The sequence below is a fragment of the Nostoc parmelioides FACHB-3921 genome (assembly GCF_014696625.1).
Lineage (GTDB): Bacteria > Cyanobacteriota > Cyanobacteriia > Cyanobacteriales > Nostocaceae > Trichormus > Trichormus parmelioides.
The window spans coordinates 18,462-38,654 of record NZ_JACJQL010000019.1 but is presented as its reverse complement, the minus strand read 5'-3'; the positions used below and the strand labels follow the sequence as shown (position 1 = coordinate 38,654).

Sequence of the window (20,193 nt, the reverse complement as noted above, 5' to 3'; positions counted from 1 at the left end):
TGGCGATGAACAAAGTTCATAGGAATGGACTTTCCATGTAAACAGCTATCGAGTGTGTGTTATTGTTGTTCACACCTGTGATGAGACTGATAGCTGAAAACTGAATAACTCACAACTGACTAACTGAGCAGAGTCATGCAAAAGTCACCAAGTAGATTGAAGTTGAGAAAGTTTCAAAAGCCGGAGTTCACCAGGCATAAAAGGGTAACGCAAAAGGTGGCAGTAAAGACAACTGCCCCCAATACCCAAGAGCCATTAACAACTACCAAAACCAGACTTTTGACTGTCTGGGGTATATTGATGACGGCTGGATTGGGGTTGGCAATTAATGTGTATAACTTGCAAATTTTGCAGGGAGCAAAACTGACAGAAAGAGCGCGAAACCAACAAATGGTAAGCTTGCGTCCCTATATGCCTCGCCGCTTGGTGGTGGATCGCAATGATAATGTGTTAGCTGTTGACCGCCCTGTTTATACTTTATATGCCCACCCGAAGCTATTTAAAAAAACTAATGAAGAAATAAGCGATCGCCTAGCTCCCATTATTGATAGAGACCCTGCTGATTTAGTCAAGATTTTTCAAGGTCAAAAAAGTGGTATTACTTTGACCTCCTCTTTACCAGAGGAACTAGCCGAGCGCGTCAGGAAATTAAGCCTAGATGGCTTGGAAATGATTCCCAAATATTCCCGCTATTATCCCCAGGATGATTTAGTGGCTGATGTAGTGGGATATGTAGACGTTGACCGTCGTGGTCAGGCTGGTGTGGAACGTAGCCAAGAGAAATGGCTCGAACGTTCTGTGAAAACAGTACGTTTAAGTAGGGCGGGTAATGGGGCTTTGATGCCTGATTATGCTCCTGAAGGTTTTTTAAATTCTGATGATTTGCGGATGCAATTGACTATTGATAGTCGTTTGCAGAGGGCTACTCGAACTGCGCTGAAAGAACAGCTCGAAAAGTTTGGCGGGAAACGAGGAGCAGTGATTGTGATGGATGCGATGGATGGCTCTATCCTCGCTTTGGCATCCCAACCTACTTATAATCCGAATGAATACTCAAAAGCTGATCTTTCTCTGTTTAAAAACTGGACGGTGGCTGATCTCTATGAGCCTGGTTCAACATTTAAACCATTGAATGTGGCGATCGCTCTGGAAAATGGTGTAATCAAAGCAGATGATGTGTTTAATGATTCTGGTGCAATTCGCATCGGTTCTCACACAATTAGAAACGCTCAACGCAACGGTTACGGACGCATCAATATTGCTCAAATTCTGCAAAACTCCAGCAATATTGGCATGGTGCAGATGATCCAACGTTTAAAACCTTCGATTTACTACAATTGGCTGGAGCGTTTAGGGCTGGGACAACCTGTAGATACAGATTTACCCTTTGCCGTGAGTGGAACACTCAAAAGCCAAGAAAAATTTATTCACTCCCCCATTGAACCAGCAACTACTTCCTTTGGCCAAGGCTTTTCTTTGACTCCCTTGCAATTAGTGCAGATGCAAGGAGCCTTAGCTAACGGTGGGAAATTGGTCACACCTCACGTTGTCCGGGGACTAATTGATACTAAAGGACAAATTCACTACACGCCCAATCACCCAGCACCAAGACAAATTTTCTCAGCCGCAACGACCCAAAAAGTTGTGGAAATGATGGAAACGGTAGTTACAGAAGGTACTGGCAAGGTTGCTCAAATCCCTGGCTATCGCATTGCCGGTAAAACAGGTACAGCCCAAAAAGCCAGTCCTAACGGGGGCTATATTGTGGGCGCTCGGATTACCAGCTTTGTTGCTATTTTACCCGTTGAATCACCCCGCTATGTAATTTTGGCCTTAGTTGATGAGCCAAAAGGAGCGAACGCATACGGTTCAACTGTCGCAGCCCCCATTGTCAAATCCGTTATGGAAGCACTAATTCCTATTGAACGTCTTGCACCCAGTCAGCCAATTGAGGAAAAACCTTAAATAGGTAATGACTATTGACTCATAACCAATGACTTCTTTCTTTATAACCGGAGAAAGAGGTAGACAATGTTACTCGTGTGGAATCTTAGATATTAAGGGTGGAACTAATTTCACACCTTTGCCAAGTCACTGAAGATTCCATGCAAAGCAATTTAGTTATGTTCCCAATTGTCGAAGTTGTCAGGCCAGGTACACAAGTAAAGAAAAGAGATATTACTGATTACGAACGTACCGAGCAGCAATTTTTATTACTTTTGGCAACTGAGAACTTAGACGATAATTTAGATAAACAAGCTGCAATTGTCAGTGATTTTGAACAGGCGGTTTCAACGGCAATTAATACGGCTTATAAAAAAGAACGCCAAGATCAGTTAGCACATAGGTTTTTGCAACGGATTCTTTATCGGATTAATCGGCTGAATCTGTTTTGGTTTGATGATTTGCGACAATATACTAATGAGCGATCGCTCTATTTATCCTCATGTCGTAACCAAATTGAGGCTGCTTGGCAAAAGTGGGAACTTGCACAAGTAGATATCGCCGCAATACAAAAATTAGATGTCAAACAAGCATTAATAGACCGTGCTGCTGCTGATTTAGACCCGCCACTATCAGCCGCTAGTTGCTACATTCGTGAAGATATGAGCGAAGCTGGCTACCGCCATTTGTTGGCGATCGCTTCTTTCGATGGTTTGGTTGAAGGTAGTCGTCTTTCCCGGATTTTAGGCGGCGCGGCTAATGAGGTGCAGTGTACCCTCGTGCGGGTGCTATTGGAAGAGTACGGCAACGGTCGTTTATCTCGCAAGCATTCGACCTTTTTTGCCCAAATGTTGGCTGAGTTTGGCATGAACACCACACCAGAAGCATACTTTGATTTAGTCCCCTGGGAAGTTTTAGCTTGTGCCAATCACAATTTTTTGCTGACTGAACGCAGACGTTATTACCTGCGTTACAGTGGTGGACTGACATATTTTGAAGTAGCTGGGCCTGCGGCTTATCGCAATTATCTTGCAGCAGCGCAAAGATTGGGATTATCAAATGCAGCGATGGGTTATTGGGAACTGCACATCAAGGAAGATGAACGCCACGGACGTTGGATGTTGGATGATGTGGCTTTACCCTTAGTGGAACGTTACCCCGATGATGCTTGGGAGTTGGTGCTGGGATATGACCAGGAAAAATTAATGAGTGATCGCGCGGCTGAAGCTGTTGTCAGTTCTATTCGCCAAGCTGAATCAATTAATTAAGAACTCAGGTATTTTCTGCTAATAGCAAAATCTCTTTAGTGAATAATTCATCACTAAAGGAGCAATTTTGTGTCTAAATTTTTGTTTAATTTAACTGACATTAATGTTGAGGCAAAATCCCATGAAAGATGTTTTTTTTTGTCCTGAAGAATCTAATTTCTACTCAAATTGTCTAGAAAATTTCATTCTCAGAAATAGTGATCAATCTGATTCCATTGTTGAATTTGGTTCTGGTGATGGTAGCCCGGTGATTAACTCATTACTAAGAAATCAGTTCAATGGCGTTATACATGGGTTTGAGTTAAATACATCTGCATGGAAAGCCGCCAACTTAACGATTGATGAATATCATCTTACTGATAAATATATAGTTAAGAACTCCAGCCTATTTGAAACTACTACACCTGAAGCTAACTATCTAATTGCTAATCCACCATATTTACCAGCACCAGATGCTGATATTTATATGCCCTTATTATTCGGTGGTGAGGATGGGGCGACGATTACCAATGAGCTTCTGTGTTTAGGTTATGAAAATGTTTTACTTTTAGTGTCTAGCTTTTCTAATCCTATCAGTACAATCAAGCAGGCACAAAATAATGGATATCATATTAGTAACTTCGTGATTCTACCATTAAGATTTGGCTACTATAGTTCAGAAGCAAAAGTTAAAAATCATATAGAAAAACTGCGAAAAAATAATATGGCGTTTTATTCTGGAGAATATTATTTTTTGGCTGGTGTGTTATTTCAGAAAAAAGCATCTGTGGTTGATTTATCTAAGGAGTTAACCCAAGTAATGACAAGTTTGTAATTTATGGGATTCATCCCTGATATTTGAAATATCCTTAGTTTTGGTAATTAATGCCCCTTAATCATCATAAGGTGGGCATTGCCCACCCTACCAACACTTATAGAGTTCTGAGTATCAAATTGGATTCCTCTCTGTCTGATAAGTACACTTTAATGCCTCTTCTATTGAACCTAAATGTCTAAATAATTCTATTAATGTATGGGATTTTGTTCTCCTTTTTGTCAACATTACTTTTAAGGGTGCTAATAGATCAACATCTGGATCATCTTTCAATGCAAACTCCGCAGCCTGCAAAATATTTGTAGCATTCGTAAGAATATTTTCATCATCGAAGCCAAATTTTGCAGACAGTTTATGTAATTCGGCATCAGGGACAGTAGCTCTACCTGGCAAAGATTCATCTATGACTAAACCTTTCAATAGCGCCAGCAATGCCGCATAAATAGAGAAGTCATCACAACTATCAAAAGCTTTAAATTCTATACGCCCTACTTCAGCAGGTAGGCGAGCAATTTTGGTCAATGCCGGCACACTATTAATTAGTTGTTCTTTTTCTTGAACAAATATTAAAGTTGCTGGTCTTTTGCCTGTTCTAATAAAAGTCCTGATTGATAATCCTTCCCACAAAGTGCCATTATAAAAAGGTGAACTGTAGCTAAAAGGCACAATATAAGGACTGTAAAAAGTTAATTTTTTGCCAATATCAATTACACGTTCACTCGGCAAATTGGCAACAGAAATATTTAAATCTGGCCCGTATGTGACCATGTAAATATTAGCGGTTTGATCATCAGGATCAGCTTGTAACTGTTTACGTTCATACTCATTTAATGGTGGATTGGGTGCAAAAGATGTTTTATAAGGATGAAAGCTAGTTAATACCGGTGAAAAGCCAAATTCAGCCGCAACGCCACATAATAAATTAAAGCTATCTGATAGTTCTGTGATAGCACTTTGAATACTAGAATGAATGGTTGTTCTAATTTCTATCCCCTTTGACAGACAATCAATTACCTCATCTGAATCAGCAAATCTTTCAAACCCCTCAATATACCATCGCTTTTTTCTAATACCTGCATCACCCACGCGTAATTGCAAATGATCATTAGGGTATATGGGTAATCTGTCCACGACTTGATTGAACTCTGCAAATGTTGTAGAGTCAAAATCTGCCAGCTTTCCTTCTCTGTTGAGAAAAGCGACTTCATGTTCGATGCCAAATGAGAATACCATATAATCTAATAGAAAAAATTCTCAATAGTCTTACGAAACTATCTTACCCCAAATAGTACTGTTGCGGTTTAGCAAATGTATCTGTTTTAATTTGCACAGATTATGAGATGACCTGCGCTCTCTCTCCACACAAAAGTACTATCGATGAAATATATAAGATCAAAGTTATTTATCAAAATATTGATTTTGGGGTTATGCTTACTCATATCTCAACAGGTTTTGGCGCAAAGTTGGCGACCTGTTCGCGGTAGTATTCTTTTTGGTATCAGTGGGATGGCGCTGATTAGTCAACAAAAATCGTCCCTAGATTTTCTCGTCGTCCACGACAATAAACAAGCCGACCAAGAACGTTTAGGAATCATCACAATTAAGGGTAAAAATCAACCGGAATATTTGAGTGTAAGTTGGCAAAGTAATACTCAATTACCTATTGATTTAGAAGCTTTAACTTCTATTCCCAACACGAAAAATAATTTTATTGCTTTAAGCAGCAGTGGCAAAGCTTACAAATTTAAATTAGATTCTAGTAAAAAAACTATATCTGTATTGAAAGAATTTGAATTACCTGCAATACCTACAGGTAGTAATTTTGAAGGATTTGCCCTACAAAATATAGAAGGTAAGTTAGTTGCTATGTGGGCGCACAGAGGAGAAGGAGAACAACCATCTACTGTATATTGGGGGGTCTTAGATTTAAATAAATATCAAATTATATCTACCAATTCTGCCAAGATAAAAGTGCCATTTCCCACTGGAAATGTGCGGCATATTTCCGATATAAAAATAGACTCAGGTGGAATTGTGTATATTTCTGCCGCCAGTGATGCAGGAGATAATGGCCCTTTTCAATCAGCTATTTACGCTGCTGGTTACTTAACCTTAAACAATAGTTCTGGGCAAGTTATTTGGCGGCAAAGTCCCCAATTAATCCCCCTCTACCGCTTTAATCACCATAAAATTGAAGGGATAGAACTTATTCCTGGTGCAGATGGTGGCTTAATCGTGGGTACAGATGATGAGAACTTTGGTGCTTACGTTTATAGTTTGGGTGATAACGTTTTGTAGAGACGCGACGAATCGCGTCTTGATAATTAGACGTTAAATCGGAATAACATCACATCGCCTTCCTGCACAATATATTCTTTACCTTCGCTACGAACTAACCCTTTTTCTTTCGCAGCGCTCAGAGAACCATTTGCGACTAAATCATTGTATGCAACGGTTTCCGCACGAATAAATCCTCGCTCAAAATCAGAGTGAATTACACCTGCGGCTTGGGGTGCTGACATTCCTGCATTAATTGTCCAAGCACGGGTTTCTTTTGGCCCACTGGTGAAATAAGTCCGTAGTCCCAATAGAGCATAAGTGGCACGAATCAAAGATTTTAATCCGCCTTCTTTTACCCCTAAAGATTCTAAAAAATCAGCCTTGTCTTCTTCCGGTAATTCCACCAGTTCTGCTTCTACTTGAGCGGAAACAACCACAACTTGAGCATTTTCCTGGGCTGCAACTTGGCGGACTCTTTCCACAAATTCATTCCCAGTTGCTAATTCTTCTTCAGAAACATTAGCCGCGTAAATAATCGGCTTATTTGTCAACAGTCCCAGTCCCTTAATAATTTCCGCTTCTTCTTCAGTTAAACTTATTTGCCGCACTGATTTACCTTCATTTAAGGCAGCCGCTAACTTTTCTAAAACTGTTACCTCAAATTGTGCATCTTTGCTGGTGCGCGCTTGCTTACGTGTGCGTTCAATCCGGCGTTCAATCTGGGCTAAATCTGATAAACCCAATTCGATACTAATGATTTCAATATCTCTGGCTGGGTCAACGGAACCAGCAACGTGGATGATATCATCATTCTCAAAACAACGTACCACATGAACGATCGCATCAACTTCTCGGATATGAGATAAAAATTGATTACCTAATCCTTCACCTTGGCTTGCGCCTTTCACTAAGCCGGCAATATCCACAAACTCAACTCGTGCGGGAATAATTTGTGCCGAACCGGAAATTTGTGAAAGCACATTTAGCCGCTCATCTGGGACTGCAACTACACCGACATTCGGTTCAATTGTGCAGAATGGAAAGTTAGCCGCTTCTGCCTTGGCATTAGCGACTACAGCATTAAATAAAGTAGATTTTCCAACGTTGGGAAGTCCGACAATTCCGGCTCTTAGCATTTTAGATGTGGGATTTTGAGTTTATACAGGCCCCGGTATGGTTTGGGGAATAGGTTCTGGTACAGTTTGGGGAATAGTCCCTGGAACTGTTTGGGGAATAGGAGCCGGTACAGGCTCCGGTATTGGTTGGGGAATCCTTGGCTCTGGTGTAGGTTCAGAACCAGGTAACGGGTTTGGTTCAGGGTTGGGAATTTGTGGTTCAGGAATCGAAATAGCTGTGGGATAAGTCATGCTCAATCTAAATCATTGGACTTTCCCAAGCTAGATGACAACTTGAATTGTTGACATCCCCCTAAATGACTATACCTAAACCCTTTGATAATTCACAACTATGTAGGAATCCTCATTTAATCCTGCTCAGTATACTAAGAAGTAAATCTTGATAGAACAAGTTTCTAGGGAAAGGAGTTAGGTAGATAATATGCCAACAAATTATCCGACGAAAATTGCCATTTTGTGGATAGTGTTCCTTTTAGGAACTTTATTTCATACTCAACTGGGTTTAATGCCACTTTTTCATGGTTTGAGTGTAATTGAATCGCAAAAAGCCACAAACATCAATGAGATATCAGGAATTATGTGGTTGATGTTGGGCTTTTTTGTGCTGCCGATGTTGGCAATCGTTGGTACCATATTCATTGATAACAAACGCTATAGATTAGTACATTTTGGATTGACTATAATTTATAGCGGTTTAAATTTCATTCATTTAGTATTAGATTTGCTACTACCACAAATTATTTGGTATCAAATCACCTTAATGGTGCTGTTATTCTTCATTGGATTATGCTTGAATCTTGTAGCTTTTCAATGGATGAAGGCACCATCAAGAAACAATAATTATTCAGAAAATTTAACTATCCGATAGCCGATAAACATAATATAAGGGAGTTTCGACAATGATTTGAGATTTTTCCTGATATTTCGCTAATCCTTGGGGAAAGTTATCATTTTTTTTAAGTTTATAGTTTCCCAATGATTTATATTTTGCATGAATAATGTAAAAACCTGTTTGACATTCAGCTATAAAACTCAGTTCCCGTTTAGTAATATAACGGTCAATATACTCATAATTTCTCAGATTTCGATAATTACCATTAGGGTGACAAAGAGTAGATTTTTCTGGTAAATTTCTCAGGCTATCTGCTACATCACGGGTACTAATAATCCTGGGAATCCCTGATCTACTGCTAATATAATTAAAATGTAAGTTTAAATTAATGATTATAGAAATAGTAATACAGGCAATGATAAAGACTGATATAAAACTATTAATATTCTTGGGAAAGTTTAGATAAGCTAAACTACAAACTGTAAAAAATATAGGAGCCAGATAAATTAACAATTTATAAAATGTAGGGTTATAAGTCTTTTCCATATCCGTGGATGAATAAGCAGCAAGGAATACCAGCCAGATTAAGAATAATAAATTTAATAGTATACGGTTGCCTCGAAATTTAATAATGCCTAATCCTAATATCAAAGAGAGAAAGATGAGAGAAATTAAGCCACTTTTCCAAGATTCACCAGCAAAATAAACTTCTTGACCTAGTCCAAAATAACCGTTGAATATAGCCTTGAATCTTGATAATAGTGAAGTGCCATATTCTTCACTACCACTAGATTTTGTCGCTACAGCAATAATTCTGGCGGTGTTTATCCAGTTTCTGCCAATTTCACCTACCCAATACGGTGTCATAGCAATGATAGCAGATAAAGCAGCTACACCAGATAACATCCATCTTCTCTTTTGGCGGAAATTTATAGAAAGATAAAAAATAATCGTAATAATAAAAACTACTGGCATTACATAGAGAGTAGAAAAGTGTAAATTTGATATTATTGCTAGTACAACACCATAAGCTATCCAAGACAATATCTCTATTTTTGAAGATAATTTGCCTTCCATTTGATAAGTGTATAGCAATACAAAACAAAGCAGGAAAAATGTAATTGATACGGGATTCCCAGCAATACTATTGCCTGTACTCATGACAATATTCTGAAATAGACAGATATACCAAAATCCTGCTAATGCTGATAAAAATAACCTTTTATCATGCTCAACATTTTCCAGCAGCTTATAAGTTGTTAAAATAATTAAAGGAATGGAAAAGAAAGTAAGGAGCGCATTCGGCATTGCTTGAGCAGATAAATCAGCAGTCAAAGCGGTGAAAGGAAATACTAAATAGTAATATAAAGGTGGCAGATAAAATTCGCCGACCAGCCCTGACCAAGCAGTAGGGCCTGAACCTAATGTAGGCCACTTGCCATCCCATGCTGCCATAATTCTGTAGGCATCGTTGATTTGATCGCCACTATAATCACTGAAATTTATGACAACAAAACTTAAAATATAAATTCCCCATATCAAAGATAAAAACATCATGATATGGCTTAATTTTTTAAGACTTATATGCTGTAGCATGGTTGTTAAATTAACCTGATTTTTCGGAAAATTATCAATGTTATAGTAATATAAAGAGTGGTTGTATTAAAAATGTCGGATATAAGCTATACCAATTCTTTATAAATCAATTGCCATAATGAAGTTATTAAAAACTTAAAACCTATTTAGTCCAGATAATTACTGTGAAGAATTAGGCGAATACATAATCAGATTTTTATATATAGCTGTTGACTGTTGACTGTTGACAGACTTAAAAACCTTTTCTTGCCAGGGTTTCATATTAGCTTGATGTCATAATATCTTTGACTACAGTTATATTCTGTATGTTAATTAATATACTCATGTATCTATGTCTTTATACTTAGAATGAAAATCAATCGATATTTAAATGCCCAAGGTTTTAACCACCAACTGGTGTAAAACTCTGGACATGAATACTGGAAAAATTAGATCAAACGCAACGTGAAAAGTTAAGCGGCTAATAAGTTAGCTGAATTGATATCCAAAAATAAAGTTGCTTGTGCTTGTTGGCGTAATACAGAAGCTGGGCAAGTCTTACTAATTGACCCTTGTAGCATTTGTTTGACAATCTGTGCTTTACGTTGTTCTGGTGCTAGACAGAATATTTTTTTAGCTGAACAGATCAATGGCAAGGTGACAGTAAAAGCGTACTGAGGAACACTATCAAGGTGAGGAAATTGTCCTGTATTAACCTGCTGTTGACGGTTTACCGGATCTAGTTTCACCAGCTTGACGCTGTAAGGGTCTTGGAAATTCGCTACAGATGGATCATTAAAAGCTAAGTGTCCATTTTCACCAATGCCAAGACAACACAAGTCTATTGGTTGTGCTTGCAGTAATTTAGTATAGCGATCGCATTCTGCCAAGGGTTCTAATGTATCACCCTCAATATAGTGAAATTGTTGGGGAACAACTCGCTTTTCTACACGTTCCCGCAGATAACGGCGAAAACTTGCCGGATGATCAGCCGTAATTCCCAAATATTCATCCAAATGAAATAAGGTAATTCTTGACCAATCTACACCACCCAAAGCTATCAACGCATCCAAGAATTTGAGTTGAGAATTTCCTGTTGCTAACAACACAGCAGCAGTCTTTTTTTCTTCTAGTAAAGATTGTAGATACTTGCGTACAATCGCTGCCACATCCTGGGCCATGTCGGCTTCAGATTCGTAAATTTGGACTGACAGATGATCAACACGAAAAAAGTTTGTAGCGGCTACCATATTGAGAACTGAGGACTGGGTAATACCTTTAATCTAACCTTTAAGCTTCATGGCAGTCCGAGATGACCTAGGAACACAAAACAATGTAGACTATCTAAATTAAGTTAATAATTATTTACATTACATCCAAACATCATGCTAACTGCGATTCTCTTTGATTTAGACGGTACTATCGTCAATACTGATCCTATACATTACCAAGCTTGGCAACAAATGTTGTGCAAATACAACATAGAAATTGATGAAAAATTTTATAAATCTCGAATTAGTGGACGTTTAAACCCAGAAATTGTTAAGGACATACTGCCAGAATTATCATCAGCCGCAGGTAGAGAATTTGCCGATGAAAAAGAAGCCTTGTTTCGGGAACTAGCCTCCCATCTTCAACCATTAAACGGATTTGCTGAACTCATAGCTTGGACAGAAGTACATCAGTTAAAACGTGCTTTAGTCACGAATGCTCCGAGATTAAACGCAGAGTTTATGTTGGAGGTATTGGGAATAACAGATAGTTTTCATCAAATTGTCTTGGCTGATGATTGCGTAGCGGGTAAACCAGATCCCGCACCTTATCAAGTTGCTTTGAGTAAGTTGGGGATTCCAGCAGAAAAGGCGATCGCTTTGGAAGATTCCCCCTCTGGGATTCGCGCAGCAGTTGGTGCAGGTATTCGTACTATTGGGATTGCTTCTACTCACGACCCTAATGTTTTGCTGGAAGTTGGCTCATTTATGGCGATTCCTGATTTTACAGATTTACATTTATGGACGTTACTCAACTCATTAATTGAGCCAGATTTAATTCGTAGTACGTGATGGTTATACTGATTCAATGAGGACTTACACCCAGGTTGTTTGTTAAGACTGGGTGTAAGGATAGGATTACGAAATATCTTTGATAGTACCAACTATCTCCATAATTTTTTCAAACTGGAAATTATGGGCTAAATCTACAAAATACTCTTTCAAAGCGGTATTTTCGCAAGATATTTCTTCGGTTAGCTTTAAAATCAAATCATCGCTACATTGGGCGGCGGCATTATATAAATTTATTAGCCAATCTCTTGGTAATGTAGATAACAAAGGTAACAAATTATCGTGTGTAAATATTGTTGTCTTAGCCTTGAGTGCTGGATAACTGTCTTCTTGATAAAGGTATTGGATTCCTAAGTATTTATTAAGCTTTTCTAGTATTTCTTTTTCGGAGAACGGCTTGTTAATTAAATCATCACAGCCCACTTGCAGCATTGCCTGACGTTGTTCTTCAAAAGCGTGAGCAGTCAAAGCAATGATAATCGTGTGGGGGTTGGGGATGCTGGAGTGATTCTCTGTTTCAGCAGAACGAATGAAGTGGGTGGCTTCGTAACCATCCATTATTGGCATCCGCATATCCATCAAGATTAACTGTGGATGCCACTGTTGCCATATAGCCAGAGCTTCTTGACCATTGGCAGCTTCTTGCACCATAAAACCAACAGATGACAGGAGTTTCACCAATAACAATCGACTGTCTGCTACATCATCCACTACCAAGATGCGACATTCTCGTTGTTGTGGTGCTAAACCAATGACTGAGCGTGTAGTGGGCTGATAGGGAATTTCATGGGCAGAAACCAAGCCCACTTGTATCTGAAAACTAAATGTACTCCCCACCCCCACAGCACTACTGACGCTAATATCACCCCCCATCAGTTGTACGTATTTGCGGCTAATAGCCAAACCCAATCCTGTACCTTGTTGGGATTTTCGTCCGGCTTCCGTTTGTCCAAATGCTTCAAACAATACACATACTTCATCATCACAGATGCCGATGCCAGTATCTTGTATTTCAAATATTAGGGACTGGGGATTAGTGATTGGGGATTGGGTGTTAGGTATGGAGAGATGAGTTTTGGTATCTTCCTCAGTCCCCAGTCCCCAGTCCCCAGTCCCCATCTTTACCCGTAAGATGATACTGCCCGTTTCGGTGAACTTGATGGCATTACCTAAGATATTGAGTAAGACTTGACGTAGTTTACTTTCGTCAGCTTGGATATGTTGGGCTATGTTAGGGGCGTATTCAAATTTGAGGTGTAAACCTTTAGCTGTGGCTCGGCCTTGCATCATTTCTTGCAAGTTATCCAAGAGGTGAATTAAATCAAAGCTATTAATGTTTAAGGTGGTTCTACCTGCTTCGATTTTTGACATTTCTAGAATGTCGTTGATCAAGTCTAGTAAATGTTCTCCTGCACGGTTAATAATCGCTAGGTTCTGTTGGTTATCTTTCGACAGTGTTTTGTCATGGCTCATAATTTGAGTGAAGCCTAAAATTGCGTTGAGTGGTGTTCGCAATTCGTGGCTCATGTTGGCGAGGAATTCACTTTTGGCTCGGTTTGCTGCATCTGCGGCGATCGCAGCTGCTTCTAGGGCTTGTGATTGTCTTTGGGTTTGTGTCAGCAGTTGTGCTTGCTGCAAAGCAACTTCTAACTGATTGCCGATTTGAATGACGATATTAATTTCGCCAGTTTTCCATTGACGAGGGCCAGAGTTTTGGTAAGTTGCTAATAATCCCCAAACTTGATCACCAGATAAAATGGGGACAATAATATACGCTTTTGCTTGCAAGCGCTCTAAAAATTCAATGTAGCAAGAATCAAATCCAGCTTGATAAATGTCGCAAACGCAGAGAAAATTTTTGTCTAGGGTAGCTTGTGGCGTGTATTCTAACAGCTTGCCTAGACAACTTTGATCTTTCACTTTATTTTCCGTCAGATGGGGTGCATTTTTTTGTGTTTCTATGAGAGAAATCCAACCTTTTCCCCAAGATTCGGCGACAAATTCACCACTCCCTTGGGAATCGAAACGATAAACTACGGCGCGATCGCAGTTGAGGACTTGTCTTAGTTCTTCGGTGGTAGCAGCAAATATGGTATCTAAATCTAGGGTTTGGCGCATTCGTTGAATTACTTGGGCGATCGCTCTTTCCCTCTCGACGCTTTCTTTGAGAGCTTCTTCTGCTCGTTTGCGTAAGCGCAGCTCGTCGTAGACATCGCTAGTCTCTACTATCACTTTACCTACACCAGAAAGCTGATTACCCTCCCCAGGAATGGGAAAATAAGAAACTAAAAAGTGACGTAGGCTATCTGGTTGGTTGACTGCGGGCAGACTCAATTCTACATTCAGAATTGGTTGACCAGTTAAGAGTACTTGTTGGCAGAATGGTGTGACTAAAGGTGCGATTTGGGGTGCTATCTCTTCCAGAGTCTTGCCAATATGCTCTTGAGCAGATTTACCGTGAATATCTGCTATTAATTCATTAATTTGCACAAACCGTAGTTGATTATCGAAAATACTCATACCCACGGGAGCGCCACTGAAAAAGGCATTGAGACGAGCTTCTCGCAATTCTAGTTCTTTTTCTAAAATTTTCCGCTCTGTTATGTCTTTGGTCGTACCTGTCATCCGTAAAGGCTGACCCTGCTCGTTGCGTTCCACAATCTGGCCACGAGACTGTACCCATTTCCAACCCCCGGCGGCGCAACGCATCCGAAATTCCATTTCATAAACGGGAGTAACACCTTGCAAATGAGTGGTGATGGCTGATGTGACTGCGGCTAAATCTTCAGGATGTAACAATTGCTCAATGACTCGTTCATCATCTTCTATATCCTCTTGTGCGTAACCTAACATCTTTTGCCACTGCCAGTCCCGATAAATTTTACCAGTAGCAATATTCCAATCCCATAACCCTAAATCGCTGGCTTCTAAGGCTAGTTGTAAACGTTCTTCGCTCTTTCTGTGAGCAGATTCTATTAACTTGCGCTCAATCAAGCTACCTAATTGGGTAGCAACTGCACCTAGCAGCATGAGTAAACGCTTATCTATGGGGATAGAACTGCGCTTAAAAAATATCAAAACTGCTAATACTTCTTTTCCCGCAATAATGGGAATACCAAAACCTGCTTTTAAACCTACTTTGGCTGCTTGTGGCGATCGCAAAAATTGTCCTTGCTTGACCTGAGAAACATCTTCAATCCATTCGGATTGTTTGGTTTGCCAAACTCGTCCTGGTAGTCCGTCACCCGGTGCAATTGTCATATTTTGACTTTGGTGACAAAATTCCTCTAAACTTGCTTCCTCGCAGTAACAAACCAAACTATGTTCTAAAACGTGAGATTCACGATTGGGTGTCCATGCTTCCCCAAAATCCCAGCCAATGGTTTGGCAAATTACCCGCAATACTAAAGTTAAGGCGCTTTTCACATCAACTGCACGGGCGATCGCTTGGGTTGTTAATAGTAATAAACGGCTTTCCGCTTCGGCTTGCTTGCGTTCTGTAATATCTTTTGCTGTACCCAGGATGTACTTTTGTCCATCAATTTCAATCATTTCTGCACTAAACAGCGTCGTTTTAATTTCTCCATTGCTAGTGCGAAAATCGACTTCATGATTGCGAATGGCTTTGGCTTTTTCCAGAATTTGGGACAGAAAATGGCACTCTTCTAGATTTACCCAAATATTTAATTCTTTATCAGTATTACCAATGACTTGAGAACGAGAATAACCAAATAAGCGACAAAAACTGTCGTTAACTTCGATATAACGTGTTTCTGGATAAGTACAAAGAGCGATGGGGTCAGGGGATGCTCTGAAGGCTGATGCTAGTTTTTGTTCGGAAATCCGATGTGCTGCTTCTGCACGCTGGCGTTCTCGTGCTTCTAAGGCTAAGGATACTAAATTAGTTAAAGAACGAGCAAAATTTTGGTCTTCGGGTGTCCAGTGATGAGGTAATTTTACTGCTTCCAAACATAAAACCCCGACGGTTTCACCTGCTAGACGAATGGGTGTATCTAGCATGGCTGTGATATTCAAAGGGGTGAGGTAAGATTGAGCAAATTCTTTCGTTCTCGGATCTGTATAAGCATCATCTGCGGCGATCGCTTCATCTTGATGTAAGGCTTGAAAATAAGTGGGATAATCTTTTGCTGATAAAGACAGTCCTGCACTGTGTTGATTGCGACTATATTCAAATAGATCAGCACATTGAATTTTGGTAAATGTTTCGTCGTATAACCAAATACTTGCTCGCTCTATACCTAAATTATGAGCAGCAATGTTTGTAATTTCTGCAAAGGCTATTTTTAAGTTCCCTTGATATAGGACTTGATTTTTTGCCAGTTTCGTTAATATTAAATTATGCTTATACAGCTTGATAGTATTAATCTGGTAGTCCTGTGTATTATTTCTTGTTATTGTAATTTTGCTGTTACTACTTACTAGGTAATTTAAGTTTAATGTTCTATTAATAATTTCTTCGTTAGTTAAGTCTGATAGTTGCAAACAACATTCTTTTTTATTACTTGTGATATTCTGATTTACTGAGTTATTCACTAATATTAACCCATTCAAAACCGCCAAATTATCATGATATTCTTCTAATTGATTTTTATGTTTACTGGAGATTTTTAATTGATTTCTCATTCTCAGGCAAACTTCTTCTTGGCGTAATGGCTTACTAATAAAGTCGCATACGCCTATTTGAAAATAACTGCTATATTCGGAAAGTTGATCAGCATAAGTTAGCAAGAGAACAGATATATTTTGGAGAGCTTTATCAGATTGTAAATTTTCACAGAAAGAATGTCCGGTTATTTTATCGATAGAACTATCTATTAAAATTAAATCAGGCATGAATTCAATAACACTGTCGATTGATATTTTAGCAGTGCTAACCCTTTTTAATAAGTACTTTGTTTCTGCTAGAAAACCTGATAAACAGTGCCAATTTTCCAAAGAATTATCAATTAGTAAAATTTTTGTTCGTTGATAATCTGTGAGCATACTATCAAATTAGGCAGCAAATTTTAAAAGAGATAAACTAATCAAAAAAATTAAATATGAACAAAATCATGAAAAGTCAGCAATTTGGCGATATTTTCGCCAAAACAACTTAATTAGTAATGATTCTCCCGATAATTATCCACAACTATAACGCACATTTGTTACATAAATGACAAAAGACTGGTGAGTATGGAGACAAGAGAAAGAACAAGAACTTTTAACTGCTGCTTTGTACGACCAGCCTCACAAGTTCCTCATGTTATGGCTATAAATTTTTGCTAATGACTCTTAGGCGATCGCCATTACGGTGATAGAACAAATATGAGTGCTATGCAATCCCCCAAAAATTTTAGTTGTTCCTCTGTGTATGGGCCTGTCAAATCTTGGCGATTTGGAAATTCTCTTGGTATCGATCCCATTGGGGTTGTGTCTACCTGCTCGTTTAACTGCGTCTACTGTCAGTTAGGGCAAATTCAAGCACATACCAGTCAGCGTCAAATTTTCGTACCTACAAGCCAATTATGGGAGGATTTGCAAGCACTTGCACCTTATGACCAGGTAGATGTCGTCACCCTCAGTGGCAGTGGCGAACCTACTTTAGCACTAAACCTAGAGGAAATTTTGGCGATCGCAAAACAGGTAACACAACGACCAACAGTAGTCTTGACCAACAGTACCTTGCTGAGTGACATTAAAGTCCGTCATGCTTTGCAATCAGCAGATATTGTGGCTGTTAAATTAGATGCTATTTCGTCAAATCAATTGCAGCGCATCAATCAACCTGTAGCGACAATTAATCTACCACACATCCTTGCAGGTATTGAGCAGTTTCGAGAGGAATATCAAGGGAATCTCGCTATTCAAACGATGGTGTTGTCTCCGTGGACAACAGAAATGATAGAGATTTACATCCAAAAAATAGAACGTGTCAACCCTCAAGAAATTCAACTTAACGTTCCTACTCGTCCCCGTGTTTTAGTTCGACAATTAGATGCTAGGGGAAATGATGCAATTGAATCTATCTCAGATAGTATACGTCAACTTAAATGTCTCAGTGCGAATATCCTCAAGCCACTGGCTGACACAATCCACTATGCCACAAAAATTCCTGTACGTTGCGCCCCGATAAACTAGGGGTGTGGGGGTAAATCTGTCTTTCCCTTACACCCACCACCAACAATATTTCTGCGTCGTTCAACTAGTTAACAACTAACGCTTCCAAGGAGAAACAGATGGAAACTCAGTCAACCAACCCACCAATTACACTTCCAGAAATTCCCCCTGGCTATCTCAACATTATGGGTTACATTGATGAGTCAGAGGTAAATGGCCCTGGCTGTCGTGCAGTAGTTTGGGTACAAGGTTGTCCCCGTGAATGTCCAGGATGTTTTAATCCTGATTCATGGACATTTGAAATCAACCAACTAGTTTCTGTAGATTCTCTTGTCGAGCAAATTTTGAGCAAACCGCAAAATCAAGGTGTGACATTTTCTGGTGGAGAACCTTTTCATCAAGCAACAGCATTGGCGGAATTAGCTCGTAAACTGAAAGCTGCTGGTTTAAGTGTCATGTCTTTTACAGGCTTCACCCTGAAACAACTACAATCTGAATCTGCTCCCCCTGGTTCTCAAGCATTATTAGAACAACTCGATATTTTAATTGATGGGCCATTTGTGGAGTCTTTAGCCATTAATTCTCCCGATTCCCCAGTTTCTTCCAAAAATCAAAAAGTTCATGTTTTTAATCCCGCCTTTGTAGATAAAGTTACCTGGGCTAGTGATCAAATAGAAGTTCACATTCTCAAAGATGGAAACCGCATTGTTACTGGTTATCAAGGTTGGTTGGAATTAACTTGAAAATGGTTGGCTGTTAACTGTTAACAGTTGACTGTTGGCTGTTGAATACAAAACTGACCCACTCAAATGCTCTAATCCCGCATTTCTCACCAACAGTAGGGGCGGGTTGAGCAAAATACTCATGAATGATTCGAGCATATCTGTGAACTCGCCCCTACAGACTCTGGACTAAGGTTGTAAGAGTTGGTGAGACATCTGGGCAATGATCTTTTAAAGGGGAATCAAAATTTCCAACTTCCGTGCGTAAGTCCTAAACTAATGACTAATAACCATTGACTAATGACTAAATAATGTTGACTTTGACGCAACTTGTAGCACCCAATCCTGATATAGCAGTCACTCTAACTTTGCCTCTCACAGCAGAAGAACGCTGTCGTAGTCGTCACCGCTTTGAGACAGAAGATGGTCAGGTTGTGTTTTTGCGTTTACCTAGAGGTACAGTTTTGCAGGATGGGGATATCCTCCAAGATGAAACCAATGGCAATTTAATCAGAATTGCGGCTAAACCAGAACCAGTATTAACGGTGGTTGCTCAAACTCAACTTTTATTAATGCGAGCAGCCTATCATTTAGGTAATCGTCATGTACCTGTAGAGATTACCCCGACTTATTTACGCTTATCGCCTGATACCGTTTTGCAGACAATGTTGGAACACATGGGGTTAGAAATTACCGCAGAAATTCTCCCCTTTCAGCCAGAATTGGGCGCTTATGGACACCATCACCCTCACTGATCAGCATTTTTTACATATCTTGCAACTAGCTAGTTCCGCTTTACCTGTGGGAGCCTATAGCTATTCGGAAGGATTAGAAACACTCGTAGAAAATGGGACAATTGCTAGTCAATCAACTCTGCAACAATGGTTAGAGGCTGAACTCAGTTATGGGGCGATTCGTCTAGAAGCTGCGGTGATGGTGAGAGCCTATCAAGCTGCCACAATGGATGATATGGAAACTCTACGCTATTGGAATCTGTGGTTATCTGCGGCGAGGGAAACCCAAGAATTACGCAATTCTAGCTGGCAAATGGGGCGATCGCTCATGCAGTTACTTGGTAAAATACAACCAGAAATTCTACCTTTAGCCAATGCTGTAGGTAATCCTTGTAATTATGCGATCGCTTTTGGAATTGCGTCTGCACATTGGCAAATTAATATTCAAGCCGCCTTACTAGCATATCTGCATAGTTGGGCAACTAATTTAATTACGGCTGGTGTCAAACTCATCCCCCTCGGACAAACAGCAGGACAAGAATTATTACTCCAGTTGCAACCGTTAATTAGTCATGCAACAGTGGAAATTATGTCGTTAAAAGATGATGAACTCAGTTGTTGTAGTTGGGGTTTATCTTTAGCCAGTATGCAGCACGAAACCCAATATACAAGATTGTTTAGGAGTTGACGGTTGACAGTGAACAGTTA

Annotated in this window: 16 protein-coding genes; 10 read left to right on the top strand and 6 right to left on the bottom strand. The window is 39.6% G+C overall.

Features of this window, described 5'->3' with window-relative positions; all coding sequences use genetic code 11:
- Positions 1 to 135: 135 nt before the first annotated feature.
- The 3 genes from H6G14_RS14705 to H6G14_RS14695 all read left to right on the top strand — a co-directional run bounded on the left by H6G14_RS14705 (position 136) and on the right by H6G14_RS14695 (position 4,026).
- Positions 136 to 1,965, top strand: coding sequence for a peptidoglycan D,D-transpeptidase FtsI family protein (locus H6G14_RS14705; RefSeq protein WP_190568113.1), 1,830 nt, complete (start codon positions 136 to 138; stop codon positions 1,963 to 1,965).
- A 140-nt stretch (positions 1,966 to 2,105) separates the two neighbouring features.
- Complete coding sequence (locus tag H6G14_RS14700; protein WP_190568112.1) at positions 2,106 to 3,212, top strand: iron-containing redox enzyme family protein; 1,107 nt, start codon at positions 2,106 to 2,108, stop codon at positions 3,210 to 3,212.
- Positions 3,213 to 3,333: 121 nt separating this feature from the next.
- Positions 3,334 to 4,026 (top strand): class I SAM-dependent methyltransferase, encoded by a 693-nt coding sequence (locus H6G14_RS14695; protein WP_190568111.1) that lies wholly within the window; start codon positions 3,334 to 3,336, stop codon positions 4,024 to 4,026.
- A gap of 114 nt (positions 4,027 to 4,140) precedes the next feature.
- Here the strand turns inward: H6G14_RS14695 and H6G14_RS14690 are convergent, their stop codons facing one another.
- Entirely contained in the window at positions 4,141 to 5,259 is a 1,119-nt protein-coding gene (locus H6G14_RS14690; RefSeq protein ID WP_190568110.1) for a glutamate-cysteine ligase family protein, read from the bottom strand.
- A gap of 144 nt (positions 5,260 to 5,403) precedes the next feature.
- On the opposite strand from H6G14_RS14690, the gene H6G14_RS14685 reads away from it, so the two are divergent.
- Positions 5,404 to 6,324 (top strand): hypothetical protein, encoded by a 921-nt coding sequence (locus tag H6G14_RS14685; protein WP_190568109.1) that lies wholly within the window; start codon positions 5,404 to 5,406, stop codon positions 6,322 to 6,324.
- 26 nt (positions 6,325 to 6,350) lie between these two features.
- Here the strand turns inward: H6G14_RS14685 and ychF are convergent, their stop codons facing one another.
- Positions 6,351 to 7,442: a redox-regulated ATPase YchF gene (gene ychF, locus H6G14_RS14680; RefSeq protein ID WP_190568108.1), complete on the bottom strand. Its 1,092-nt coding sequence runs from the start codon at positions 7,440 to 7,442 to the stop codon at positions 6,351 to 6,353.
- 21 nt (positions 7,443 to 7,463) lie between these two features.
- The gene (locus H6G14_RS14675) at positions 7,464 to 7,673 is read right to left on the bottom strand and encodes a hypothetical protein (RefSeq protein WP_190568107.1); all 210 of its coding nucleotides are present in this window, start codon (positions 7,671 to 7,673) and stop codon (positions 7,464 to 7,466) included.
- 190 nt (positions 7,674 to 7,863) lie between these two features.
- Here H6G14_RS14675 and H6G14_RS14670 point away from each other — a divergent pair, with 190 nt between their 5' ends.
- Positions 7,864 to 8,310: a hypothetical protein gene (locus H6G14_RS14670; protein ID WP_190568106.1), complete on the top strand. Its 447-nt coding sequence runs from the start codon at positions 7,864 to 7,866 to the stop codon at positions 8,308 to 8,310.
- On the opposite strand, the gene H6G14_RS14665 is transcribed toward H6G14_RS14670, so the two are convergent.
- Both H6G14_RS14665 and H6G14_RS14660 read right to left on the bottom strand, forming a co-directional pair.
- Positions 8,296 to 9,870, bottom strand: coding sequence for a hypothetical protein (locus H6G14_RS14665; RefSeq protein WP_190568105.1), 1,575 nt, complete (start codon positions 9,868 to 9,870; stop codon positions 8,296 to 8,298). The genes H6G14_RS14670 and H6G14_RS14665 overlap by 15 nt on opposite strands.
- 452 nt (positions 9,871 to 10,322) lie before the next feature.
- On the bottom strand, positions 10,323 to 11,099 hold the full coding sequence (locus H6G14_RS14660; protein WP_190568104.1) for a glucosamine-6-phosphate deaminase: 777 nt from the start codon (positions 11,097 to 11,099) through the stop codon (positions 10,323 to 10,325).
- A gap of 135 nt (positions 11,100 to 11,234) precedes the next feature.
- Here H6G14_RS14660 and H6G14_RS14655 point away from each other — a divergent pair, with 135 nt between their 5' ends.
- Positions 11,235 to 11,912 (top strand): HAD family hydrolase, encoded by a 678-nt coding sequence (locus H6G14_RS14655; protein ID WP_190568103.1) that lies wholly within the window; start codon positions 11,235 to 11,237, stop codon positions 11,910 to 11,912.
- Positions 11,913 to 11,978: 66 nt separating this feature from the next.
- Here H6G14_RS14655 and H6G14_RS14650 read toward each other — a convergent pair whose 3' ends face one another.
- A complete protein-coding gene (locus H6G14_RS14650; protein WP_190568102.1) occupies positions 11,979 to 16,916 on the bottom strand; it encodes a GAF domain-containing protein in 4,938 nt (1,645 codons plus the stop codon).
- A gap of 321 nt (positions 16,917 to 17,237) precedes the next feature.
- On the opposite strand from H6G14_RS14650, the gene H6G14_RS14645 reads away from it, so the two are divergent.
- The 4 genes from H6G14_RS14645 to H6G14_RS14630 all read left to right on the top strand — a co-directional run bounded on the left by H6G14_RS14645 (position 17,238) and on the right by H6G14_RS14630 (position 20,173).
- Positions 17,238 to 18,050 carry a radical SAM protein gene (locus tag H6G14_RS14645; protein WP_190568101.1) on the top strand — a complete coding sequence of 271 codons (813 nt, stop codon included), beginning with the start codon at positions 17,238 to 17,240 and terminating at the stop codon, positions 18,048 to 18,050.
- Between the two features lie 98 nt (positions 18,051 to 18,148).
- On the top strand, positions 18,149 to 18,772 hold the full coding sequence (locus H6G14_RS14640; RefSeq protein ID WP_190568100.1) for a 4Fe-4S single cluster domain-containing protein: 624 nt from the start codon (positions 18,149 to 18,151) through the stop codon (positions 18,770 to 18,772).
- A gap of 290 nt (positions 18,773 to 19,062) precedes the next feature.
- Positions 19,063 to 19,506 carry an urease accessory protein UreE gene (gene ureE, locus H6G14_RS14635; protein WP_190568099.1) on the top strand — a complete coding sequence of 148 codons (444 nt, stop codon included), beginning with the start codon at positions 19,063 to 19,065 and terminating at the stop codon, positions 19,504 to 19,506.
- Positions 19,484 to 20,173, top strand: coding sequence for an urease accessory protein UreF (locus H6G14_RS14630; RefSeq protein ID WP_190568098.1), 690 nt, complete (start codon positions 19,484 to 19,486; stop codon positions 20,171 to 20,173). Before ureE ends, H6G14_RS14630 begins: the two co-directional genes overlap by 23 nt.
- Positions 20,174 to 20,193: the final 20 nt, after the last annotated feature.

Coding starts and splice junctions, on each gene's coding strand:
- H6G14_RS14705 (WP_190568113.1), top strand. CDS start 136: ATGCAAAAGTCACCAAGTAGATTGAAGTTGAGAAAGTTTCAAAAGCCG.
- H6G14_RS14700 (WP_190568112.1), top strand. CDS start 2,106: ATGCAAAGCAATTTAGTTATGTTCCCAATTGTCGAAGTTGTCAGGCCA.
- H6G14_RS14695 (WP_190568111.1), top strand. CDS start 3,334: ATGAAAGATGTTTTTTTTTGTCCTGAAGAATCTAATTTCTACTCAAAT.
- H6G14_RS14690 (WP_190568110.1), bottom strand. CDS start 5,259: ATGGTATTCTCATTTGGCATCGAACATGAAGTCGCTTTTCTCAACAGA.
- H6G14_RS14685 (WP_190568109.1), top strand. CDS start 5,404: ATGAAATATATAAGATCAAAGTTATTTATCAAAATATTGATTTTGGGG.
- ychF (WP_190568108.1), bottom strand. CDS start 7,442: ATGCTAAGAGCCGGAATTGTCGGACTTCCCAACGTTGGAAAATCTACT.
- H6G14_RS14675 (WP_190568107.1), bottom strand. CDS start 7,673: ATGACTTATCCCACAGCTATTTCGATTCCTGAACCACAAATTCCCAAC.
- H6G14_RS14670 (WP_190568106.1), top strand. CDS start 7,864: ATGCCAACAAATTATCCGACGAAAATTGCCATTTTGTGGATAGTGTTC.
- H6G14_RS14665 (WP_190568105.1), bottom strand. CDS start 9,870: ATGCTACAGCATATAAGTCTTAAAAAATTAAGCCATATCATGATGTTT.
- H6G14_RS14660 (WP_190568104.1), bottom strand. CDS start 11,099: ATGGTAGCCGCTACAAACTTTTTTCGTGTTGATCATCTGTCAGTCCAA.
- H6G14_RS14655 (WP_190568103.1), top strand. CDS start 11,235: ATGCTAACTGCGATTCTCTTTGATTTAGACGGTACTATCGTCAATACT.
- H6G14_RS14650 (WP_190568102.1), bottom strand. CDS start 16,916: ATGCTCACAGATTATCAACGAACAAAAATTTTACTAATTGATAATTCT.
- H6G14_RS14645 (WP_190568101.1), top strand. CDS start 17,238: ATGAGTGCTATGCAATCCCCCAAAAATTTTAGTTGTTCCTCTGTGTAT.
- H6G14_RS14640 (WP_190568100.1), top strand. CDS start 18,149: ATGGAAACTCAGTCAACCAACCCACCAATTACACTTCCAGAAATTCCC.
- ureE (WP_190568099.1), top strand. CDS start 19,063: ATGTTGACTTTGACGCAACTTGTAGCACCCAATCCTGATATAGCAGTC.
- H6G14_RS14630 (WP_190568098.1), top strand. CDS start 19,484: ATGGACACCATCACCCTCACTGATCAGCATTTTTTACATATCTTGCAA.